The sequence below is a fragment of the Rubinisphaera italica genome (genome assembly GCF_007859715.1).
Taxonomy (GTDB): domain Bacteria; phylum Planctomycetota; class Planctomycetia; order Planctomycetales; family Planctomycetaceae; genus Rubinisphaera; species Rubinisphaera italica.
Window position 1 is genome coordinate 2,893,196 of record NZ_SJPG01000001.1, and the last position, 21,715, is coordinate 2,914,910.

Here is a 21,715-nt window from a genome sequence, read left to right on the forward strand (position 1 = left end):
TCACGACATGAATTCCAATTTTGAACCTTCCAGTGAAAACAGCTATTCCAACCTGCTGATCGGTGTGGGTGCCTCAGCTGGTGGATTAAAAGCGATTGTAGAAATTATCGATCTATTGCCGACTCATTTCCAGGGGGCGTTGATGATCGCCACACATCGTTCCTCAACTGCTCCAAACGTCTTGCCATCATTACTGCAAAACCACACACGACTACGGGTCAGTGATACGATCGATGGCGATAAACTCAGCTGTACTCACATTTATATTGGTCGTCCTGACGAAGTACTGACAGTAGAAGGGGGAGAGGTTCACATTGGCTTAGACCCGGGACATGTTCGAAATCTGCTTCGAATAGATGACCTGTTTACCTCCATTGCCAATACAGCTGGCAAAAATGCAGTGGGGATCATTCTCTCCGGAATGTTATGGGATGGTGTCGATGGATTAAAAGCAATCAAGGAATCTGGCGGAACCTGCATTGTCCAAACACCTGAAGACGCAGCATTCGACAGTATGCCAAAAAATGCATTGAAATCGGTCGAATGTGATTTCGTCGGAACGACAATTGAAATTGCCAGTCGACTGGTAGAATTAGGCGCAGGCAGGAATTGCCACTAATCCTGCAGTCAGGAACAACAGTTCTGTTTCCCTGATGCTCACCCGATTTTTATCCCCTTGAAGAGAGACCCGGCCCGACTGGCTAAATCAGCTCGCAGGAACCATATGGTTGTTTTCATAACTTTCGCAATCCACATAACTTTGAACCGTTATTCGCATGGAGAATTATAACATCGTGGGTGGCCACGAATCGCTCCTGTTCTACCCGAGTGGAGCTTCATCATTCTCTGCCCGAATCACCGACTAGCTTTCTACACAACCCAAACTGTCTGGATCAATACATGTTCTATCGATCGTTGCCGATCTTCTTCCTGCTGCTCGTTTGCCCCGCGATAGTCCATGCGAATCCGCCAAGTATCCCTCCCAGTTCGGCGGGGATGGCCTCTCAGCGACTCGATGCGATTGCCCCCATAGTGAACGCAGCTCTGGCTGATCATAAAATGCCAGGGTGTGTTGTATTGATCGGTCGTCGAGCTGGAATTGTCTATCATCGAGCATTCGGCTACCGCCAACTGCTGCCTGAAAAACAACCCATGTTGCCAGAGACGCTTTTCGATCTCGCCTCACTCACCAAACCCCTCGCCACCGCCACCAGCATCCATCTGCTACAAACAAGAGGACATCTGCAGTTTGACGATCCGGCCAGTCAATATCTACCAGAATTTCAATCTCACGGCAAAGCCAACATTACCATTCGTCAGTTGCTCACGCACACTTCCGGCCTGCTGCCAGACAACAATTTGAAAGACTACCAAGACGGTAAACTCATCGCTTTCCAGCGGATCGATGAACTTGGCTTGAGAGCAAATCCCGATGAAAAATTCATATATTCTGATGTCGGCTTTATTGTGCTTGGTAGAATTGTCGAACAGATCTCGGGAAGTAGCCTGGCTGAATTCACTTCGAAAGAAATCTTTCAACCTTTGCAGATGAATGAAACAGGTTACAATCCGCCTGAGACATTACAGCGAAAAGCCGCCGTCACCCAGCAGCGGGATGGGAAATGGATTCAAGGTCAAGTGCACGATCCGCGAGCCTGGCTCCTGGAGGGTGTCGCGGGACATGCCGGTCTCTTTTCCACTGCAACCGACCTGGCCAAATACGCAACCGCAATCCTGCGCACTTCACAGAAAGAATCGACTGCTCCGTTTCATCAGCCGATGGTCAACATGATGTCGACGCCTCAACAGGTTCCCGGCGGCCATCGAACCCTGGGATGGGATTCTCAATCGGCTTATTCTTCTAACCGTGGCGACTTATTCAGTTCTCAAGCATTCGGGCATGGGGGATTTACAGGAACCTCATTCTGGATCGACCCCGAACTCGATCTGTATGTCATTTTCCTGAGTAATCGAGTCCATCCCGATGGAAAAGGTTCTGTCAATCAACTGGCTGGTCGCATTGGCACAATCGCAGCCGCGGCGATTTATTGCTGTCCAGATCAATAAAATCAATGTCGTTGCATAAAGACGAGTGGCCCAGATTGCTTCGCTATCTGAGTGGACGAAGTCCATAAGAAGCTTTCAGTTTGATGATCTGTTCTGCAAATTACATCTTACGACTGCGCCGCCCTGAAAGAATCTTTAGGGCCATCCGGGTAGTATGAATTCGCAGTTCAATAAACTTAGCATGCGAACGGTGAAGCATCTTGTGCTTTCAGCACACGACCGACAAAGTCGGTCGGACCACTCTGCGATGGTTATTTGGCTTTACGCTCCATCGTGAACGGTGTCACCATTTTTTCTGTCTTGCGCTTTGGTCGTCGCACTGTTCGGTCGTGGTTTGTGCATGATGGGAATCGCAATGACGATTGCACCGACGAGTAAACCGACGACGCCACCGTACGGACCAGCGAAATTATCCAATGTTCCAAACGCACCACCAATGCCGCCGAGGAATAACCCAGCGATTGAATTTAGGAATCGTTTTCCAAGGAAGGCGAATGTCGTTGCGGTCAAGATCAGTGGAATAAGTCGCCAATTTTCCATCGGCATCCCTTTCAGTCTTGCGTGATCCGTCTGCAAGCATAGGTACACCAGCATTGGGACGAGACAAACGGCGATGACAAGTCGAATCACCGCCATCGTGTACGGGTATGATTCGACGGTTCGTTGAGCGGAGGTCGTCATTTGATCAATCGCGATTCTATCTGCCAGATAACGCTTACCATCAGCTGGTTGCGGCGTTTGATGTTCCATTTGATTACGGGCCGACCGCAACTCGGCTGCATGGTTTTGTTAGCCAGCGTTTTCCGTTGCAGTATCTGGCATCTGGGGAATAGTCAGGGGCTTTGCGGGCTCGATTTGTGGCAACAAGCGAGCGCGAATGACGAGAGTACGCTCGTTCTTTTCAACGCCCGACGAAAATGTTAACGGTGAAAACAGCCAGTCAAACTCAGTGTTCAAGTTCCGTGAATTAGGTCCAGAGCCCATACCGTGCGAAGTGCTACCTACGACCAATTTGTTCTTGATGACACACCGGAAGTTGTCGAACGAAAGTCGCGTCTCGGGGCTGTGATGCTGGTCGATCCGAGACATTCTTCGCGTGTGAATCCACTGACGGCAAGAGCGTCCGGATTGAATTGCTCAGATATCGGCTTGAGCTTTCCGTAAAAAGTACGTTTCAATTCGGGCTCGACAATGACCGCGCCGAAACAAACCATTGAGTAGTCGCCGGGAATCGGCCCATCGGATTCGATGTCAACCATGACGTAAGGCAATGAAGTGAGCTCCTATGTGTGTGACTGAGCGTACGAACGACGGCGATAACCGGGCCGCCGTCAAAAAAACTATGACTTCAAATAAACGCGTCAACGACGGCTCCGGTTGACCGCTTGGTAATGTGGGGTCCCGTTCACGAGATGAGTTACCAATACACAGGATCGTTGAATGCATTGACACAAGCGCAAGTCCCTGTCAGTGTTTCAATGGACTTTATACCGAGAGATTGACCAAGCCAGCCTTCTGGTTGTGAAAGCCGGAAGGGAGCTCTAATTGTCGTTGGGGATATTTGCTGAAAACCGACCTTCTGATAAAAGTCTGGGTCTCCATATGTAAGCACGAAATCGACGCCTCGTTCTCTCAGGTCATTCAATCCGTGACCGATCAAAGCCTGCCCAATGCCCTCACGCTGTCGGTCACTACGCACGGCTACGGGAGCAAGGATGAATGCATCGCATTTGTTGTCGAATTCGAGCCGCGTGAAAAAGATTGACGCAACGACGCAATCAGAATCGACGGCAACGTAGTTGAATAAGTCACGATCGTCCGGAGTTTCAAGAAGGTCTGCTGCGAGTTTGCCAATCAACGCCCCCTCGGCTTCGCCTTCGGAGGTGGCAAACACGGACGTAAACAGATGCACGATGGCGTTTGCGTCTTCCGCATTGTGGTGTCTGAGATTCACGCGATTGCCTTCTTGCACATAACGCTTACCATCAGCTGGTTGCGGCGTTTGATGGTCCATTTGATTACGGGCCGACCGCAACTCGGCTGCATGGTTTTGTTAGCCAGCGTTTTCCGTTGCAGTATCTGGCATCTGGGGAATAGTCAGGGGCTTTGCGGACTCGATTTGTGGCAACAAGCGAGCGCGAATGACGAGAGTACGCTCGTTCTTTTCAACGCCCGACGAAAATGTTAACGGTGAAAACAGCCAGTCAAACTCAGTGTTCAAGTTCCGTGAATTTGGTCCAGAGACCATACCGTGCGAAGTGCTACCTACGACCAATTTGTTCATGATGACACACCGGAAGTTGTCGAACGAAAGTCGCGTCTCGGGGCTTTGATGCTGGTCGATCCGAGTCTGAAGTAATCGCACATCATCCCACTGCATTTCGATGATTACGCCGTCGTTATTGCAGACAACATGGCTGGGACCGCCGGTTGATTGAATGGGAAACACATTTGAGGACACGACGAGAAAGTCGCCGTCATTAATGCCGTCACCCTGCCGGTATGGCTGTGAGCGGACTGCGATCTGAACTTCGATTGCGCAGTCAATGGCGGCAGCGCTTTCTGTCCAGACTGCCGTTTCGCTGCCACAACCAGACAGCGAAATCAGAGTGATCACTGCGATTGCCGAAGAAACCATCTTCATCGGGTAGAACCTCTTGGCTGTTGGCTAACTAATTGTTGGACAGAATTGGCTTCTGTCTAATAATGTTTGAAATTCTGTATATCACATCTCATCATTATTCACTTATGGATCGACGCCTGTCAACCAGTAGACTGCTTGTGAGATCCTCTTTAACTGCGAGTCCAATGAGGAAGCCTCTCGCAACCACTTCACCTAAGTTGCTTGATCAGTTCGGTTTAAAACTCAAAGCCAACGATTAGTCTTATCGGAATGAACAGGCTTATGTCCACTGGGAAGAGCATTTTGGATCTATAACGGCCCGAGATTAGAGTTGGGCGGGCCAAGTCCAGGAAAGATTGCCAGTCGCAATTTTACAGTTGGAAGTGGGACGGATACTGTAATGTCCGCTCGAAGTCTTGCGTGAGTAGAGACCTGTTAACAGTCAGCAGTACCGCAAATAAACCGAAGGATTGAGAAATCTAATCTCCCTCAATCGCTCCCCTCACAAAAACGCATAATTGGGAAACTCAGAAAGCATTCTGAAAGTATCCCCAACGCAACAACAAGTCTCACATTTCAGGAACGTTCGAAGGGAGGGAAATCTAGGTGAAGTTGTAGAAGTATTAATTAATCGAAGCGATGCAACATGATCAAATTATTTGGAAATTCCTAAAAACTGTGAAAGGTTGAACGGTTTCACGCCATTTATAAGCAGGACGGGCCATTCGTCTCAATCGCTTCGATGGTAAGGAACAACCTGATGTCAATCATTTCACGCTTACAAAAGCAGCTAATAAATTCAGCAAATGCAGCATATTTCAATTCACACTCAAAACGCATGAGGCGGCGTAAGTGCACGATGGAGGTCGCTGCAGAGTTTCTGGAAGTGCGGCAGTTGTTGTCAGCGACGCTGATTGACGGTCTGAGTGATGAATTTGACGATTCCACCACTCAGGAGAACTGGCAGCGGGTGAACGAAGTCGAGGGTTGGAATGCAGATCAACTCAACGTCTATGACATCGATCAAACGCAGGCAGGCCGGTTGGTGATGCAACCGAATACGGTGGTTTGGTTTGATGATTGGCGGGGGCCAATGGCTTTCAAAGAAGTGACTGGTGATTTCGTGGTAACCAGTCAGATTCATATTACTGACCGTGATGATATCGGCGGCAGCGATGCGGACGATATTCCAGGTGATGGGGCCTTTTCGCTGGGGGGTGTTATGATTCGTACCCCGCGTGATATCACCGATCCTGCAACCGAGTGGGCACCGGGTAGTCGAGCTGATGACGGGACCAACAACGGCGAAAATTATGTGTTTCTTTCCTACGGATATGCTTACAACAACGGTGCCAATCAGTTTGGCATGGAAGTGAAAACAACTCGTAACAGCAGTTCGCAACTGCAAGTCACGCCGTTCGGGCAGACACATAACACGGTCACTATTCAAACCGCCCGTATCGGCAATTCCGTTATTACACTGTATCGTTTTCCTGGTGAAAACTGGCAGGTCCACCAGCGATACAATCGGGATGATATGCCCGAAACATTGCAGGTTGGACTGGTCACTTATTCCGACTGGGAGAAGGCCAACGATTTTGATCCGTTTCTGCATAACAGCAGCGTGCTGACAGCAACAACGATTGCCGACCCGTCTCCATGGCAGGCTTTTAATCCCGATTTGACGGTTGGATTCGAATATGCTCGTTTTGTCCATCCGGATGTCCCTCCGGAATTGCTGGGAATGGATTTGACGAGTCCTGCCGTTACCGATGAGATGCTGTTGTCGTTCCTGGGAAATAATGCCAACATTGGTCCTTCAGGGCTTACCGAACTTCCCGAAGTAAGTGTCTCGTCATTGACAGATTTGATCGTGGAAGGGGATGCCGAGACAGCAGCATTTGTGGTTAGCCGGGCTGGTTACACAACCGATCAGGATTTGTCGGTCAACATCAGCCTGTCAGGTTCGGCCGTCGTCGATCAGGATTATGCCGTCAGTTCCTCAACCGTGGTGGTCATCCCTGCCGGTGCAGAATCGACGACTGTTTACCTCAGCACGATTAATGATGAACTTGATGAACGAGCCGAGTCGATCCAGTTGCAACTGCTCAACGGAAGCGATTATCTGGTTCAGGGAGCAACATCGTCCAGTATCAATTTGCGGGATGATGACACGGTACTTGATATTGGTTTGAATCTGGAGCGTCATGTCGACTGGGGGTCTGCATGGGTATTCAAAGATGCGTTTTTAAGATCTCGTCCGTGGGGAGCGTGGGCTGATAATTTAAATACGGGTGAGAGAAGCTGGCAGTACATTGCCGGTGAAGGTCCTGGGCTTCAGGTTGATGAGCAGGGTTGGATTTCGGAATTGCCCATCTGGATGAACGCAGACGGAGTCGAATTTCAGCAACTGGCACAAACTGTCATCTTTACCGGGGCTGGGGATCAGCCGGCGGGAATCTATCGAGCTGAGTGGGATGGAACCGGCGTGCTGGAAATGCCGTACGTGATTGGATCCGGAGTGACCGATTCCGGCAGAAATTATGCACTGGTTGATATGCCGGCCGCAGTCCATTTTGCAATGACCATTTCCAGTACCAATCCCGACGATCCGATCCGCAACATCAATTTTTGGATGCCCGACTACAACGGCGAAAGTCTGGTAGTTCCGGACTGGCAACCAGGAGCCGCTACTTCACCGTTTCATCCGCTATTCGTCGAGCGTCTGCAGGGTTTCGATACGATCCGCTTTATGGATTGGCAGATGACCAACTACAACGCCGAAGTGGACGAATGGCTGGAACGGAGTCAACTTTCGGATGCCTCTCAGGGTGATGCACCCGGGTCGGCAGGTTATTATGAATGGATTACCAATGGGATTGCGATCGAATACATGATTGAACTGGCCAACGAACTGGAAGCCAATCCCTGGTTCAATATGCCGTATAATGCCAACGATGAATTTGTGACCAATTTTGCCACCTTAGTCCGCGACAATCTCGACCCGGAATTGACAGTCTATGTGGAATGGTCGAATGAATTATGGAACGGATTTTTTCCCGTAAACGATTGGCTGTTTGAGCAAGCTGGTTTGCCAGAAAATGCCGGCCAAAACATCTACCAGTTGGCTGCAGCTGAAATCAGTAACGATTTCAGTATCTGGAGTAATGTTTTTTCAGGCATCGAAGATCGTATTGTGCGTGTGGTGGCAGGTCAGCAGAATAATCCGTTCGTACTCGAACAACTGCTGATGAATATGAATGGTCAGTTTGATGCAGTTTCTTCGACCGCCTATTTTGGCTATCCAGATACGTTCGCGGCGGTGGCTGATGAAACGCTGACATCTGATGAAATCATCGATACGATCTATGACGTCAGTATTCCTTATGTATCCAATCTGCTGCAGCAGCACCGGAATATTGCGGACAACTATTCGGAAATTCTAGGACGTGAAATTCAGTATGTGAGTTACGAAAGTGGATCGCATATTTTCGGTTTCAACTCGCCATTCTGGCAAGGCCCAGCTGAAGCGGCTGCCGTGGAGGCGATGTACAGTCCCCGGATGTACGATGTTTATCAAACGCTACTGAATGTGGTGCGGGATATCGGGCTGGATCTGTATAACGAGTTCACGTTTACCAGCCATTATGGTGCCAGTCCGTACGGCAGTTACGGTTTGCTTTATGCGATGGATCAGCCGCTAGAGACGGCTCATCAGTACAACTCGCTGCAGGACTTTATTGCTGCTCAGGCGGAAGCGCAGACGCCTGTTCCCGTTGTTACAGTGCATGTCGATAATTCCACAGGAAGTGAATCCGGAACGGCTGCAACGGTGTTGTTCAGCCTGTCTGAGGCGCAGAGCGAAGATTTGACCGTCTATTATTCGCTGGCTGGCTCTGCGATGGTCGGTGCAGATTATACCGATCCCGGATATTCGATTGTGATTCTGGCGGGAGAGACTTCCAACACGCTAGTGCTGCAGCCTGTCGATGACGAACTTGCAGAAGGGGACGAAAACGTTCTTGTGGAACTGCTCGCCGATGCTGCCTATTCAGTGGGAGAACTTGCAGCCGCAGAAATCGTGATTACTGATAATGATTTTGAAGTCATCCCGTCTCTGCAGATCAGTCATACGCTGGACGTTTACGAGCATGTTTTGCCGGCCACTCTACCTGATGGAGTCGCATTGTCGTACTCTGCAGAACTGGTCATCACCCCGGAGTACCTGCTCGACCAGCAGTACAACTTTCACAGTACCGGCAATTATCACCAAAATTATCACGGGCAGAACGAACGCTGGATTCAAGGCGACGGATACGACTGGTTTTATCTGCTCAACAACGGCGAACTGTTTCGCTGGCAGGAAAGTTTTGCTAAGAGCGAGTTGATTGCCTCATTAACTGCAGATGTTTATGACGATCCCCAGCGATTGATCGATGTGGAAATTCCAGCGGTCGTTTCGGTGGTGGACAACCAGTTGATCATTACACCGTCAGAGAATTTTCTCGGCAGTTATGAAATCGATGTCACGATTGGCGATGGCAGCCGGGAAGATACGCAGCGGGTGATGGTTTCAGTCATAAATTCTACCCCCATAATCTCCCCCATTGCCAACCAGCAGATGTCTGTTACCGATAACTTGCTGATTGTTCCGCTTGAGTATGGCGACAGCGACAGCGAGCCAGTGCAACTGATCGCACAAATTGTCGGTGCCGAAAGATATGAACTCGATCAGCAGTTCGATTTCTGGAGTGAGGGAAACTATTTCGAGAACCACCAGGGAGGCGGAGAACGCTGGCTTCGGAGTCAAGCCAATCAGTGGTTCTATCTGCTGGAAAATGGGGATCTGCATCAATGGAATGGCAGTCTCGAAACAAGTCCGCTGATTGCAGCCTTGGGGGCCGCGGTTTACGAAGATCCGACGTTGCTGATTGATGTCGAATCAATTCCGGTAACGCTGCAGATGATCGGGAACGAATTGCATATCGACCCCGCTGAAACATTTGCTGGTGAATTCATGATTGAAATTCTGGCGACCGATGGACGAAACACAACCTCAGTCCAGTTTTCGGTATCGGTGATCAATCAACCCCCGATGATGGATTTGATCCCCGATCAGTTGCTGCTCGCCGAACAGACCGAAACGACCCTTCCGATGAACTTCAGTGATGCAGACGGAACCCCGCTGCAAGTGACCGTCGAAGTGCTTGATACCGCTTATCAACTCGATCAACAGTACGGATTCTGGTCGACTGGAGATTACTATCAGAATTATCACGGGATGCAGGAAAAATGGATCCGCGGCCAGAACAATCACTGGTACTACATACTCGAAAATGGAGATCTGTATTACTGGAGCGGAAGTTTCGAATCGAGTGTGCTGATTGAGACGCTTGATACAAGCTATTACGAGAATCCCGATATGCTTATTCAAGTAGAACCGATTCAGGTGACAGCGGAATTCATTGATGGTCAGCTGGTTATCAATCGCAGTTTGCTGCAGACAACCGCGTTCAGTCTGCGAGTCTTGATCTCCGACGGGATCGCAACCACCGAGCAATTAATTACTATTGAAATAGAACAGGCGGAATGATGTTTGAAACAGGCAATCCTGGAAAAGCAACTCGTATTGTAATGGTTCTAAACGCCGCGCTCGCGATACAGTTGTTTCAATGTGTTTCGATTTCCCTTGCTCAATCCACTGCAGTAGAGATTATCGAGGCAGACAGACTGAACCATGCCAGCGACGAATTTAACGATCCCGAAACACTCGCAGACTGGCAACGAATTTTCCAGACGGAACAGACCGAAGCCGATCAACTACAAAGTATTAATGTCGGCAAAACCAAACCGGGTTGGATGACCCTGATTCCGCACACAAGTACCTGGTATCAGGATTATCGGGGCGTGCTCGTCTTCAAAGAGATCACGGGGAACTTCGTTGTGACCACCCGAGCGGAAATTACGAATCGAGACCGTTCCGGCGCACCACGCTCACAATTTTCCCTGGGAGGTTTGATGGTGCGATCACCTCGTCATATCAATTCTCGTACCTGGCGGCCCGGTGGGGAGAACTATCTGTTTCTCTCCCTGGGAACAGCCAATAAGCCAGGAGAATTTGCATTTGAAGTGAAGACGACCCGCAACAGTGATTCTCAACTTAAAATTGAACCACTGTCTACTGGAGTGGCAGAAATTCGTATTGCTCGATTGGGATCACATTTTCTACTGCTGCGTCGTTTGCCGAACAGTCAATGGATGGTTCATCGTCGGTATCATCGTCCGGATATGCCAGAGAGCTTACAGGTCGGGTTCACCGTATACACCGACTACCCGAGCGCATCGAAATTTTCGCCAGCTCAGCAAAACAGCACCGTAATCCGGAGCGGGCGACCGGATTTGATAGCATCATTCGAATATTTTCGAATACGTGAGCCGATTGTTCCTGCCGAGTTCGCAGACCATCTGTTTACAGATGCCCGTTCTATTTCTGATGCAGAGTTGCTCAGTTTTTTGGGAAACGCAATAAAGTAAACGGAAATCGAATGTGTGGTGAGGGTCATATTTCACTCTTGTGCCGAGCCTGACTGCGAGATACGATTTTTAGTGATCGCAAGCGTTTTCAGGCTCTTTTTATTGTTGGCAATGAGTCGATCTTCAACCCCTATCATCACGTGAGTTTAATGGAAACCTCGGTCAGTTTACTCGATGCATTGCGTGTCGGAACAGACCAGCAAGCCTGGTCGAAGATGGTCGAGTTATACGCCCCGTTTATCCGTCAATGGTTGCGTGTCAAAGGCGCGGCAGCGCATGATATTGATGATATTGTTCAGGATGTTTTAAGCGTAGTATTGCGGCGGCTTCCAGAATTTGAAAAACAACCGCATAGCGGCGCGTTTCGGGGTTGGTTGAGGACGATCACGGTCAATACGATTCGCAATCACTGGAGGAAACAAAACAAACATCCCACTGCGACTGGAGGTTCGGATTTTCTATCCATGATCAACGAACTGGAAGATCCGCACAGCCAGATTAGCAAACTCTGGGATCTGGAACATAATACCCATGTCACTCGATATTTGCTCGATAAAGTGGAATCTCAGTTTCAGCCAAAGACATGGCAGGCGTTCCTGCAATTTGCTATCGAAGGCAATCCGGCTACTCAGGTGGCCGATAGGTTGGGGATCAGTGAAAATGCGGTTTTCATTGCCAAATCACGTGTGATGGCCGAACTCCGCAAACAGGGTGCCGGCCTGATTGATTGAATCGGCTTTCAAAAGGTTTAGCTTTGTGGAATTTTTGCAAGCACACCATCCAGATCCCGAGACGCTCGCCGCGTTTCTGAACGGCGAACTGACCGATGTGCAGCAGCAACAGATCGAAAGTCATGTCGAATCTTGTGAATACTGTTGCCAGCAGATGCGTGCAGTCCCCGCAGATCAACTCCTGACACAACTGCGGCATTATCATTCTTCAAAAGCTGGTGAAACTCTCGCCCTCGTTCAGCAGTCCGAGTTAGAAACCGATTCTGGCGAGTTTCATCTGGCATCGGAATATGTAAATCCTGAGGACATCGCAATCCCCTTCCCGCTACAGGAACATCCCCGATATCGCATCATCAAAAAACTGGGGGCAGGCGGGATGGGGGTTGTCTATCTGGCTGAACATCGAATGATGGCCCGGTTGGTTGCCCTGAAGGTGGTTAACGCTCAATTCTTGACTTGCCAGTCGGCACTCGATCGTTTTCATCGAGAAGTGAAAGCCGCTGCACGACTCACGCATCGCAATATCGTGACGGCATTCGATGCCGAGCAAGCCGACGATATCCATTTTCTGGTGATGGAATATGTGGAAGGTAAGACGCTGGCTGAAATTGTCATCCAGCATGGATCGCTCCCCGTGGCTCACGCCTGCCATTACATTCGTCAAGTCGCGATTGGATTACAGCACGCGTTTGCAGTAGGCATGATCCATCGGGACATCAAACCTCAAAACCTGATGCGTACTCCCAAAGGTGTTGTGAAAATCCTCGATTTCGGTCTCGCGCGATTCGCGACCCATCAAAACGACCCGAGTGAATCCTCTCTCACCGGAGACGGCAGCACTGTCGGCACGCCCGATTACATCGCCCCCGAACAGGCCCGAAATTCTCGCGATGCTGACATCCGGTCGGACATCTATGCCCTCGGATGCACCGCTTATTACCTGCTCGCCGGACGTGTTCCATTTCCTGCTGACAGCTCGCTGGAAAAAGTCCTGGGGCATCTGCAGCGAGAACCTCAGTCGCTGACTGAACTTCGTAGCGACCTGCCTGCGGAACTGCCTCTTGTCATTGCCCGAATGATGGCCAAACAACCGGCAGACCGATTCCAAACCCCAATCGAAGTCGCCGACGCACTTAAGCCTTTCCTGACATCTGCCGATGAAAACCTACAGACAAAGACTGTTTCATCTGCGGATACAAAAAACAATCAGGCTTCATTAGCAAATCTATTCTCGTTCATTGAAGCCGATAATGACGCACAACTCGCAGCCACACGACCATTGTTGCAATCTCGGAAACCAAGCCGCCCACGAAGTCGCATTCTATTCATACAAACTGCGACAGCCTTAGTCATTGGGGTCTTGATAATCTTTACTGCGGCGACATGGTGGTGGCCTGCTGCAAACTCATCTGTCTCCGAAACAGAAACGGCGTCTGCTGGCAACATGTCGGTAAATCCCAATGATGGTGCAGCTTCATCATTGAAATCGGACGAGTGGTTCAATCTCATCGAGACTGTTCAGCTTCCTGATAATGTCGTCGCAGGAAACTGGCAGCAGGTGGATGGTGAACTGGAAGTTGCTGCTGGTGATAGCAGTCGATTGGAAATCCCCTACGTAGTACCTGCTGAGTACGATCTGGAAGTGACGTTCACTCGCCACACTGGCATACAATCGGTCGCAGTCGTTTTTGTCGTCGGCAATCATCAGGCAGTGTTTGATATCGATGCCTGGGACCGACATTTGGCTGGCATTCAACTCCGCGACGGTCTAAACCTGACCAGGCAACCTGCCGATCAAGTCGCCCAGAATGTGCAACTGGTCAACGGTCGAAAATATACCGCAGTACTAAAAGTGCGACAGCGTTCAATCGAAGCAATGCTCGATGGTCAACTCATTTCCCGCTATGAAGGAGAGGGATCAAATCTGAGCCTTCCAGAGGAATTCTGGTTATTGCCGCATGCCGACACGCTCGGAGTAGGTGCCTTTCAAAGTGAGACAATATTTCACGCGATCAGGCTCAGGCCGATATTGCCTTAGCGTTTTGAGTTTCGGTTTTATGCGAGAATGTTTTCTGCGATCCTTTGGTTATTCCTTTTGTTTCGCATGTTTCTTGTGAACAATTGCCCACTCACATGCGAACCCAGGGCAATTGGGCTTATCTCGTGAAGAATTATAATGTTCCGAACCTGGCTCCACTTAAACTCTATCGAATCTGAAGATGCGCGTTGCTAAAATACATGCGGACCTGCACAACAGTTTAATGTCTCCTGGTCAGAAACTGTGATATAAAATATTTGTTAAGGGAATAATAAAAAGAGTCCTCCCTGGTCCTTTAATTGAAATAATAAAAAGCGCTGGTCACCTCGAAGCATTCGCTCTACCACTTCGAGCTCGTATTGAAAATATTAAGAATTATGGAACATATTAAAGACGCAGAACTTCGCGACGAGATTAATTACCTCGGGAATATTCTGGGCGACACCATTCGTGATATTGCCGGGGATGAAGCCCTGGCAATTGTTGAGGACCTGCGCCGGATGGCATGGGATCGACGTGTCGGAGTGCAAGATGCCGGGCAAAGAATGTCCGAGCGGATCACGAATCTTAATAACGCACAAATTCAGATTGTGTTACGCGCCTTCAGTCTATTCCTCGACTTGTTGAATCTGGTTGAAGACCGTCGTCGCGTGCGAGTCTTGAGGGATCGGGCGCGACATGCCTATCCCCATCCGCACAGCGAGTCGATTCGCGCTGCAATTGCAGATCTCAAAGAGGCTGGAAAGTCTGCGGGGGAAATACAATCTATCGTTGATCACCTCCATATCGAACTTGTTTTCACAGCACATCCTACCGATGCAAAACGAAAATCCGTCCGGAGTAAACTGACCAGGATCCGCTCGATCATGGGGCAATTGGACAGTGCTTTAACTTCGGAGGAACGCGACGACGCCGAAGTCGCGATTCGAGGTGAGATCGAAATGTTATGGCAAACCGACTTCATTCGTCCTTGGCGTCCAACAGTGATGCAAGAAGTCGGACGCGGTCTATCCTTCAAACCCGTATTGTGGAAAGAAGTTCCAAAGATTTCACGAGAATTGAGTCGCGGCTTAAGGGAAAACTATGGCGAGGAGATTCAATTAACTCGCCCTTGCGTGACCTTCGGTTCATGGATTGGTGGTGACCGGGATGGCCACCCCGGCGTCACCTCTGAGATCACCAGACAAACGCTGACCTGGTTACGGGAAGAAGCGATCGCACTGCAGTTGAAACGCTGCGATGGGTTAATGGGGGCGTTGAGCCTTTCCCTGTCCAACCACTCAACTGTTTCCCCACTCGAATCCTCTGTTGCAGAAAGAGTGCAACGCTTTCCGGATTTGGAATTGAGAACATCCAGAATTCCGCCTGGAGAAGTTTATCGCCGCTGGCTGGCGATCATTCGTTGGAGACTTGAACAGACCAATCAGCCTACCGTTGCTGAAGCAGGTTACCAATCGGCAGACGAGTTCCTCAATGATGTTGAACTGATGACATCTGAGATGAATGGCCACCCCGGAATGAAATTCGCTTTAGAGGACCTGACATCGTGGCAGTCACAGATCAAAACATTCGGTTTGAATTTAGCGAAACTTGATGTTCGACAGAATGCAAAAGTCCACCGCGAAGTCATCAACGAACTGCTGAAAGAGTTGGGACTGTGTGAAGATCCTGAAACTCTGGATGAAACGGCTCGTCTCAATTTACTCGCGGACACTTTGGAAACTCAACTCCTGAAATCTTCCATCACAGTGTCTGACACTGTTCGCGAATGTTTAAATACTTTTCAGGTTTTGCATGAAGCTTCACAACAATTCTCTGAGGCAGCGCTCGGAATGCTTGTCATCAGCATGACTGCCGTCCCCAGCGATGTCCTTTCGGTGTTATGGCTTTGGAAGCAAACCTCCATCGATGCAGACTCTTGTGTTCCACCGATTGTTCCCCTGCTGGAGACAATTGGCGACTTGGAACATGGTCCTGCGATTTTGTCGGGAATGTTGGAAATTCCCGCTTATCGAGAAACCGTGCGGAAGCAGGGAAATCAGCAGGTGATAATGCTCGGCTATTCTGACAGCACAAAAGATGGAGGCTATCTGACCGCCTGCTGGTCGTTGTTCCAGGCACAACGCAATCTGGTTGAAGTGGCTTCGAAATTCGGTGTCGAACTGACGTTTTTCCACGGCCGGGGTGGATCGCTTGGACGCGGTGGGGGGCCTGCCGCTCGCAGTATTCTGTCACTGCCTCGGGGGACTTTTCATGGCTCATTGAGACTGACCGAACAAGGCGAAGTTCTGGCAGATCGTTACGATGATCCAGCCATCGCAAGGCGACATTTGGAGCAAGTGGTCTGGTCTTCGTTGCTGGCAGCCAGCGAGCCGGCCTCGCATGATGCCAACGACTGGCATGAGTTGATGGACCAGATTTCGCAAACATCATTCTCATTTTATCGCGAACTCCTGGAACAACAGGATTTCGTGGAGTTCTTCCGCCTGGCAACCCCTGTATCAGAAATCGAACAATTGCCGATTGGATCGCGTCCCTCACGTCGCATACCGGGCGGTGGACTGAGCGATCTGCGAGCAATTCCCTGGGTTTTCTCATGGACGCAAACGCGGTGCTTACTGCCTGCCTGGTATGGAATGGGGGCTGCACTGCAACCATTATTGGACGAAGAATCAACCCGATCCAAACTGATCGCGATGTTCCGTGATTGGCCGTTCTTTCGAGCACTCGTCGAGAACGCGGAACTGGCCCTTGCGAAGTCCGATATGTCTATCGCCGCTCGTTATGCTGATCTTGCAACCGGCAAACCTTCGCTCGAACAAATTGCAACCATGATCGACAAAGAATTTGCAATGTCGAAACAGGCCGTACTTCAACTGACTGGGAATAACGGACTTCTCGATGGTACCCCCTGGTTAAAAGAATCGATCCGCGTCCGCAATCGCTTTATCGATCCCTTAAATCTAATTCAAATCGAACTGCTCCGTCGCGGACGTCGATCAAATTTGTCGGAGGAAGAGTCAGAAGAACTTCGCCACCTGACACGACTCTCGATAAACGGTGTCGTGGCTGGAATGCGAACCAGCGGATGAGCAAATCCAACATCTACTAAACCTAAATGAGGATTCGAACGTTTCTGGCTCAAGTGTTGCAAACGGTGCACTGCCATTCGACGAACCGGTTGCCGGAGGACCGTAGTAACATTCTCACACATGGTCGCAGAACGAAAGTGAGTCAACCGATTGAGAAATTATTTTCGGCCATCGGGTTATTACCATGCCCGAGAAGTTCTCTGCTAATACAGACTCCAATTCCAACAGCGCATAAGCACAATCCTTGCACTTCCTGTTCAAACAAAATAATCGTCCTACTCTAGGTAATGATGGCTTTCCAATTTCACAATAACCCATAACACTGAAACATCGCCAAAGAGTTTTTTTCAATTCCAGGGACTGTTACGATTGAGAACACAAATGATGTCCGATTCCATTCCCCACTGCCATGAAGTTTAATTATGACGATTCGTCGATTCACGTTCTCTCTTGTCTGGCTATTTGTATTGGCAGGCTCAATTCAGGCTCAGCAACCGGGTGAGAGTGTTCAAGCTCAAACATTCGGCCCCTATCTGTATGAGGTGAAGCCGGATGCGGAAGCGTTTCAATCGTTCAATCCGAAGAAGGCTCCGCCGATTGGCGATCTGCTGTTTCGTGTAGGAGATCGACTGGCCATCTGTGGGGATTCGATTACCGAACAGAAGATGTACTCCCGGCTAATTGAAACGTATCTGACGGTTTGCGTTCCTCAACTGAACGTCACGGTCAGACAGTATGGCTGGAGTGGTGAAAAAACGGATGGATTTCTGCGACGGATGGCTAAAGACTGTCTCACCTTCCAGCCGACGATTGCCACCCTCGCTTATGGGATGAACGATTCGCGTTATCGTCCGTTTGATGTGACGAACGGTCAATGGTACAGCGATCATTACAGTGCGATCGTACGTAACTTCAAGCAGAACGATGTGCGCGTGGTTGTCGGCTCGCCGGGATGTGCGGGAAAAATTGCCAGTTGGGTCAAAAGTCGCTCAGGCACACTGGAACAACACAACTTGAATTTATGTGCGCTGCGGGATATTGCCATCGACGTTGCTGAAAGGGAAAACGTTCGCTTCGCTGATATTTTCTGGCCGATGTATCAGGCTCAGGTCTTTGCACCCGGTCAGCATGAGACGACTGATGAAAAGCCGTATCTAGTCGCAGGTCAGGATGGCATTCATCCCGGATGGGCCGGGCAGGTTATTATGGCTTGGGCATTTTTGCGATCGTTGGGACTAGATGGAGAGATTGGAACAATCACGATTGATCCTGAACTCAGCAAAGCGTTTGCCTCAACGGGTCATAATGTCGACGCCTTCGACGCTGGAAAATTAACAGTAACAAGTTCACGCTATCCCTTGTGTGCCCGTGGAGATCTGAATGATCATAATTCGATCCGATCAGGCATGACACTGGTTCCGTTTTCTGAAGAGCTGAATCGTTTTCTATTAATAGTCAAAGTCCCTGATAGCACGAGGTGGCAGATCACTTGGGGGACTCAATCAAAGGTTTACACGGCAAAAGATTTGCAGAAGGGAATCAATCTGGCCTGGGAGTTTCCCGAAAATCCATTCTGCGAGGCTTTTGATCGAGTGGATCGAGCCGTGGCGGAAAAGCAGGCTTTTGAGACGGTGCAAGTCAAGAAGATTTTTCATGGTTCTGAAGGAAAAACTGATTTCGACGCTGCCGTCAAACGAACCGAAGCCATCCGTCAGCCACTGGCCGATGCGATTACTAAAGCGATGAAACCAGTCACGCATACAATAGAGATTCGCGAAGTCATTAATGACCAATAATCTCAAGCTGTCTTTCTATTCCTGATCTAGGATTCGCTCAATTTTACTGCCCTGATTTCCACCAGCCATCACTTGTTGCTGATTAGGTCCTTCGACGAGAATCCTGGTGTTGTCACCAATCATGAGATTGTCTTTGATGACAATATTGAGTGTCTCTGGTCGTGAATCGACGCGAATTGCTGCGATTTGATGCTGATCCGTTTCAATGATGTTGTCAGCAATTAAATAGTGTGCCGTGGGAGTGTTGAGTTTATCTCCCTTGGCTTCGTTGATCGTGATATTGGCATTCCACAGCATGTGACGTTCATCGCCATTGAATTTCCGGCCATTGAGCGAGAAAACATTTCCTGTCACTACGCAGCGAAGCGAATCAGGAATCCACAGCCCTTCCCGGCCACTTCCCTCAATCGTGTTTCCAGTCAACGTACAAAATTGACTCCCCCGTTCAATGGTAACGCCGCGGGATCCATTATCTTGAATGATGTTATTTGTGGCTAACACATGCTGGCAGGTCTCCAGAAAGTAACCTCCCATTTGAGCCCGGTAAATACGGTTGTCTGAGATCTGGCCGTGATTACAAAAGTAGAAATGGGTTCCATCGGATCGAGAATCTTCAAAGCGACAACCGCGGACAACAAAATTCTGGACATGATAAAATGCGATCAGTCCCTGATCTTCACGACTCGAACCCGCTTCAGGACCACGCTTGACCGGAGGAGGTGCCTGATAGTCTCCATAATAATTAGAGCAGTTATCGATGATCGTATCGATTACCCAGATATCCGATGCAGGATGTTCGGCATCCTTGGCAAACAATCCAATTCCATTACTGGAAAGATCACGCATCTCCATTTCACGGATCCGGATATTTTTGCATTGTCCTGAAAGATGAATTCCTCGGATATTCACTCCCTCAGGCCATGACTCATTTTGCCCAACAATTGTCCCACCCTGAATTTTCAAATCGTTGATGTCTGTACCATGAAAGAGTTGACCATCCTCAGTACAGTCTTTGCTGAATACAAAACGGGTCCCGTCCATCTGTAGAGTCAGATTGGAAGAGAGGCGTAACCCATGAGGATCGTCAATCCGAAAAGTGATAGCCGGAAAGAAGACCACTCCACCAGTGGTTGAGCATGAGTTGAGCGCCTGTTGAAGTTCGGACTGATAACAGACGGATCCATCACTCACATAGCCCTCGGGCAGGAAATTCGAAGCATCCACAGGAACATAGGTATGAGTGATATTTTCTGTTTGTCCATAAAGTATTGACAATGGAAAGTAGCAGACAATTAATGTTATCACAAAAAAACGAGCGTCGTTTAATGTTGGCATTGATACTCCAATGAGGAAATTCTTAGTGGCAAACATCAGATCATTGAATGATAACAGGGGAGTATACTGGTAGAAATCCAACAAGAGACCGACCTTTTCGGACACAGGTTCATGAGTTGAAATCTATCGCCGACGCCGTTGAGTTCGCTGCAGATCTTCAACAAGCCTACTCATTAAGTGAATGATTCCAATTAAAGCTTCGGGGTGTGTGCCACTGGCTTCGCCAGTGCAAATCGAGAGTGGTGGATTCAATTTTGAAATGCACGGGTTGATGGAAAAAGAGTGACATTCGTGAGATGGTTTGTTTTGACCAAACGACCATCAATCCTACTAAGAAGAAATCACGAATGTCACACACGCATCTTACTGCTGAGGAACGTGATTCCATAGCGCACATGCACGCCCTGGGACACTCTCGAATAGAAATTGCGCGCGAGTTATCCCGAGACCCCAGCACGATCTCCCGAGAACTGCGGCGGAATTCGGATGCGACCGGGAAGTATTTCGCCGGGAAAGCCGACCGCAAAGCGCGACGGCGTCGACAACTCTGCAAACTCCCCTGGAAACTCAACCACGCTCCGCTCAAAGAATTCCTGCTCGATAAGTTGTCTCTCAAGTGGTCGCCGGAACAGATTGCAGGTCAACTCTTGCGACTGCATCCTCGGGAGGCCAGAATGCGAATATCCATTGAGACGATTTACGCCTGGATCAAAGCAAACAAAAAGCAGGGCGGCAACATCTACAGGCAGCTGCGTCAATCGAGAAAGAAACGCCGCAAACGCTACGGCACAGGGATCTCCAGACGATGCGACCCGACCAAAAAGCCAATGGATCAGCGACCGGTTTCTGCACGCAATCGTTCGCGGATCGGGCACTGGGAATCGGATACCATCGAGGGTCAAAAGGGGACCGGCTACATTGTCACGCATGTCGAACGCAAGACCGGCTATCTTGTGGCGAGCTATCTGCCGGACAAGAAAGCATCGACGTTGAACGCGGCTTCGGTGTTTGCGTTTGAGGGGTTGCCATCGTCATTGATTCGAACTTTGACGACGGACAACGGGAGTGAGTTTTCGGGTCATCGAGAGTTGGAGCAAGCCCTGCATTGTGCGATCTATTTTGCTCCGGCTCGCCAGCCGTGGCAACGCGGCCAGAATGAGAACACCAACGGGCTTCTGCGGCAATACTTCCTGAAGGGGAGCGATTTCCGTAAACTGAAAGCCGAGGATATTCAAGCGGCTGTGATGGAGTTGAACAACCGGCCTCGCAAAAAGTACCAATTCAAATCACCACACGAACTGTTCGAACCCAAAACCCGTGCATTTCAAAATTGAATCCACCAGTAACAATGAAGTTTCGATAGACTGGCAAAACCAGTGCTACCCTATTTTCTAAAATTGGAACGATCCACTACTCATCAAGTGATGATTCAATTGATTCCTAAGTCGCTCCGACAGTTGCTGCCTCCAGTCTACAACACACTAATTTCCACGATGTGA

At 49.4% G+C, this 21,715-nt stretch carries 14 protein-coding genes; 10 read left to right on the forward strand and 4 right to left on the reverse strand.

What is annotated here, in order from left to right:
- The first annotated feature begins 7 nt into the window (after positions 1 to 7).
- Both Pan54_RS10830 and Pan54_RS10835 read left to right on the forward strand, forming a co-directional pair.
- A complete protein-coding gene (locus Pan54_RS10830) occupies positions 8 to 619 on the forward strand; it encodes a chemotaxis protein CheB (RefSeq protein ID WP_146503500.1) in 612 nt (203 codons plus the stop codon).
- A 281-nt stretch (positions 620 to 900) separates the two neighbouring features.
- Entirely contained in the window at positions 901 to 2,067 is a 1,167-nt protein-coding gene (locus Pan54_RS10835) for a serine hydrolase domain-containing protein (RefSeq protein ID WP_146503501.1), read from the forward strand.
- Positions 2,068 to 2,328: 261 nt separating this feature from the next.
- On the opposite strand, the gene Pan54_RS10840 is transcribed toward Pan54_RS10835, so the two are convergent.
- A complete protein-coding gene (locus Pan54_RS10840) occupies positions 2,329 to 2,817 on the reverse strand; it encodes a hypothetical protein (RefSeq protein WP_146503502.1) in 489 nt (162 codons plus the stop codon).
- A gap of 237 nt (positions 2,818 to 3,054) precedes the next feature.
- Here Pan54_RS10840 and Pan54_RS25815 point away from each other — a divergent pair, with 237 nt between their 5' ends.
- A complete protein-coding gene (locus Pan54_RS25815) occupies positions 3,055 to 3,231 on the forward strand; it encodes a hypothetical protein (RefSeq protein ID WP_165441717.1) in 177 nt (58 codons plus the stop codon).
- Positions 3,232 to 3,484: 253 nt separating this feature from the next.
- On the opposite strand, the gene Pan54_RS10850 is transcribed toward Pan54_RS25815, so the two are convergent.
- Together Pan54_RS10850 and Pan54_RS10855 are read right to left on the reverse strand one after the other, a co-directional pair.
- Positions 3,485 to 4,021 carry a GNAT family N-acetyltransferase gene (locus Pan54_RS10850; protein ID WP_207310108.1) on the reverse strand — a complete coding sequence of 179 codons (537 nt, stop codon included), beginning with the start codon at positions 4,019 to 4,021 and terminating at the stop codon, positions 3,485 to 3,487.
- Between the two features lie 99 nt (positions 4,022 to 4,120).
- The gene (locus Pan54_RS10855; protein WP_146503504.1) at positions 4,121 to 4,711 is read right to left on the reverse strand and encodes a hypothetical protein; all 591 of its coding nucleotides are present in this window, start codon (positions 4,709 to 4,711) and stop codon (positions 4,121 to 4,123) included.
- A 739-nt stretch (positions 4,712 to 5,450) separates the two neighbouring features.
- On the opposite strand from Pan54_RS10855, the gene Pan54_RS10860 reads away from it, so the two are divergent.
- The 6 genes from Pan54_RS10860 (at position 5,451) to Pan54_RS10885 (ending at position 18,881) form a co-directional block, all read left to right on the forward strand.
- Positions 5,451 to 10,283, forward strand: a complete 4,833-nt coding sequence (locus Pan54_RS10860) for a Calx-beta domain-containing protein (RefSeq protein WP_165441718.1) — start codon at positions 5,451 to 5,453, stop codon at positions 10,281 to 10,283.
- Positions 10,280 to 11,224: a hypothetical protein gene (locus Pan54_RS10865; protein ID WP_146503506.1), complete on the forward strand. Its 945-nt coding sequence runs from the start codon at positions 10,280 to 10,282 to the stop codon at positions 11,222 to 11,224. Before Pan54_RS10860 ends, Pan54_RS10865 begins: the two co-directional genes overlap by 4 nt.
- Positions 11,225 to 11,373: 149 nt before the next feature.
- Positions 11,374 to 11,955 carry an RNA polymerase sigma factor gene (locus tag Pan54_RS10870; protein ID WP_146503507.1) on the forward strand — a complete coding sequence of 194 codons (582 nt, stop codon included), beginning with the start codon at positions 11,374 to 11,376 and terminating at the stop codon, positions 11,953 to 11,955.
- 25 nt (positions 11,956 to 11,980) lie between these two features.
- Complete coding sequence (locus Pan54_RS10875) at positions 11,981 to 13,993, forward strand: serine/threonine protein kinase (RefSeq protein WP_146503508.1); 2,013 nt, start codon at positions 11,981 to 11,983, stop codon at positions 13,991 to 13,993.
- A 377-nt stretch (positions 13,994 to 14,370) separates the two neighbouring features.
- Positions 14,371 to 17,085, forward strand: coding sequence for a phosphoenolpyruvate carboxylase (ppc, locus tag Pan54_RS10880; protein ID WP_146503509.1), 2,715 nt, complete (start codon positions 14,371 to 14,373; stop codon positions 17,083 to 17,085).
- 422 nt (positions 17,086 to 17,507) lie between these two features.
- Positions 17,508 to 18,881 (forward strand): SGNH/GDSL hydrolase family protein, encoded by a 1,374-nt coding sequence (locus Pan54_RS10885; RefSeq protein ID WP_146503510.1) that lies wholly within the window; start codon positions 17,508 to 17,510, stop codon positions 18,879 to 18,881.
- A 15-nt stretch (positions 18,882 to 18,896) separates the two neighbouring features.
- Here the strand turns inward: Pan54_RS10885 and Pan54_RS10890 are convergent, their stop codons facing one another.
- Entirely contained in the window at positions 18,897 to 20,216 is a 1,320-nt protein-coding gene (locus Pan54_RS10890; protein WP_165441719.1) for a right-handed parallel beta-helix repeat-containing protein, read from the reverse strand.
- A 347-nt stretch (positions 20,217 to 20,563) separates the two neighbouring features.
- Between Pan54_RS10890 and Pan54_RS10895 the strand changes: the two genes are divergently transcribed.
- Positions 20,564 to 21,550 carry an IS30 family transposase gene (locus Pan54_RS10895; RefSeq protein WP_165441826.1) on the forward strand — a complete coding sequence of 329 codons (987 nt, stop codon included), beginning with the start codon at positions 20,564 to 20,566 and terminating at the stop codon, positions 21,548 to 21,550.
- Positions 21,551 to 21,715 lie beyond the last annotated feature (165 nt).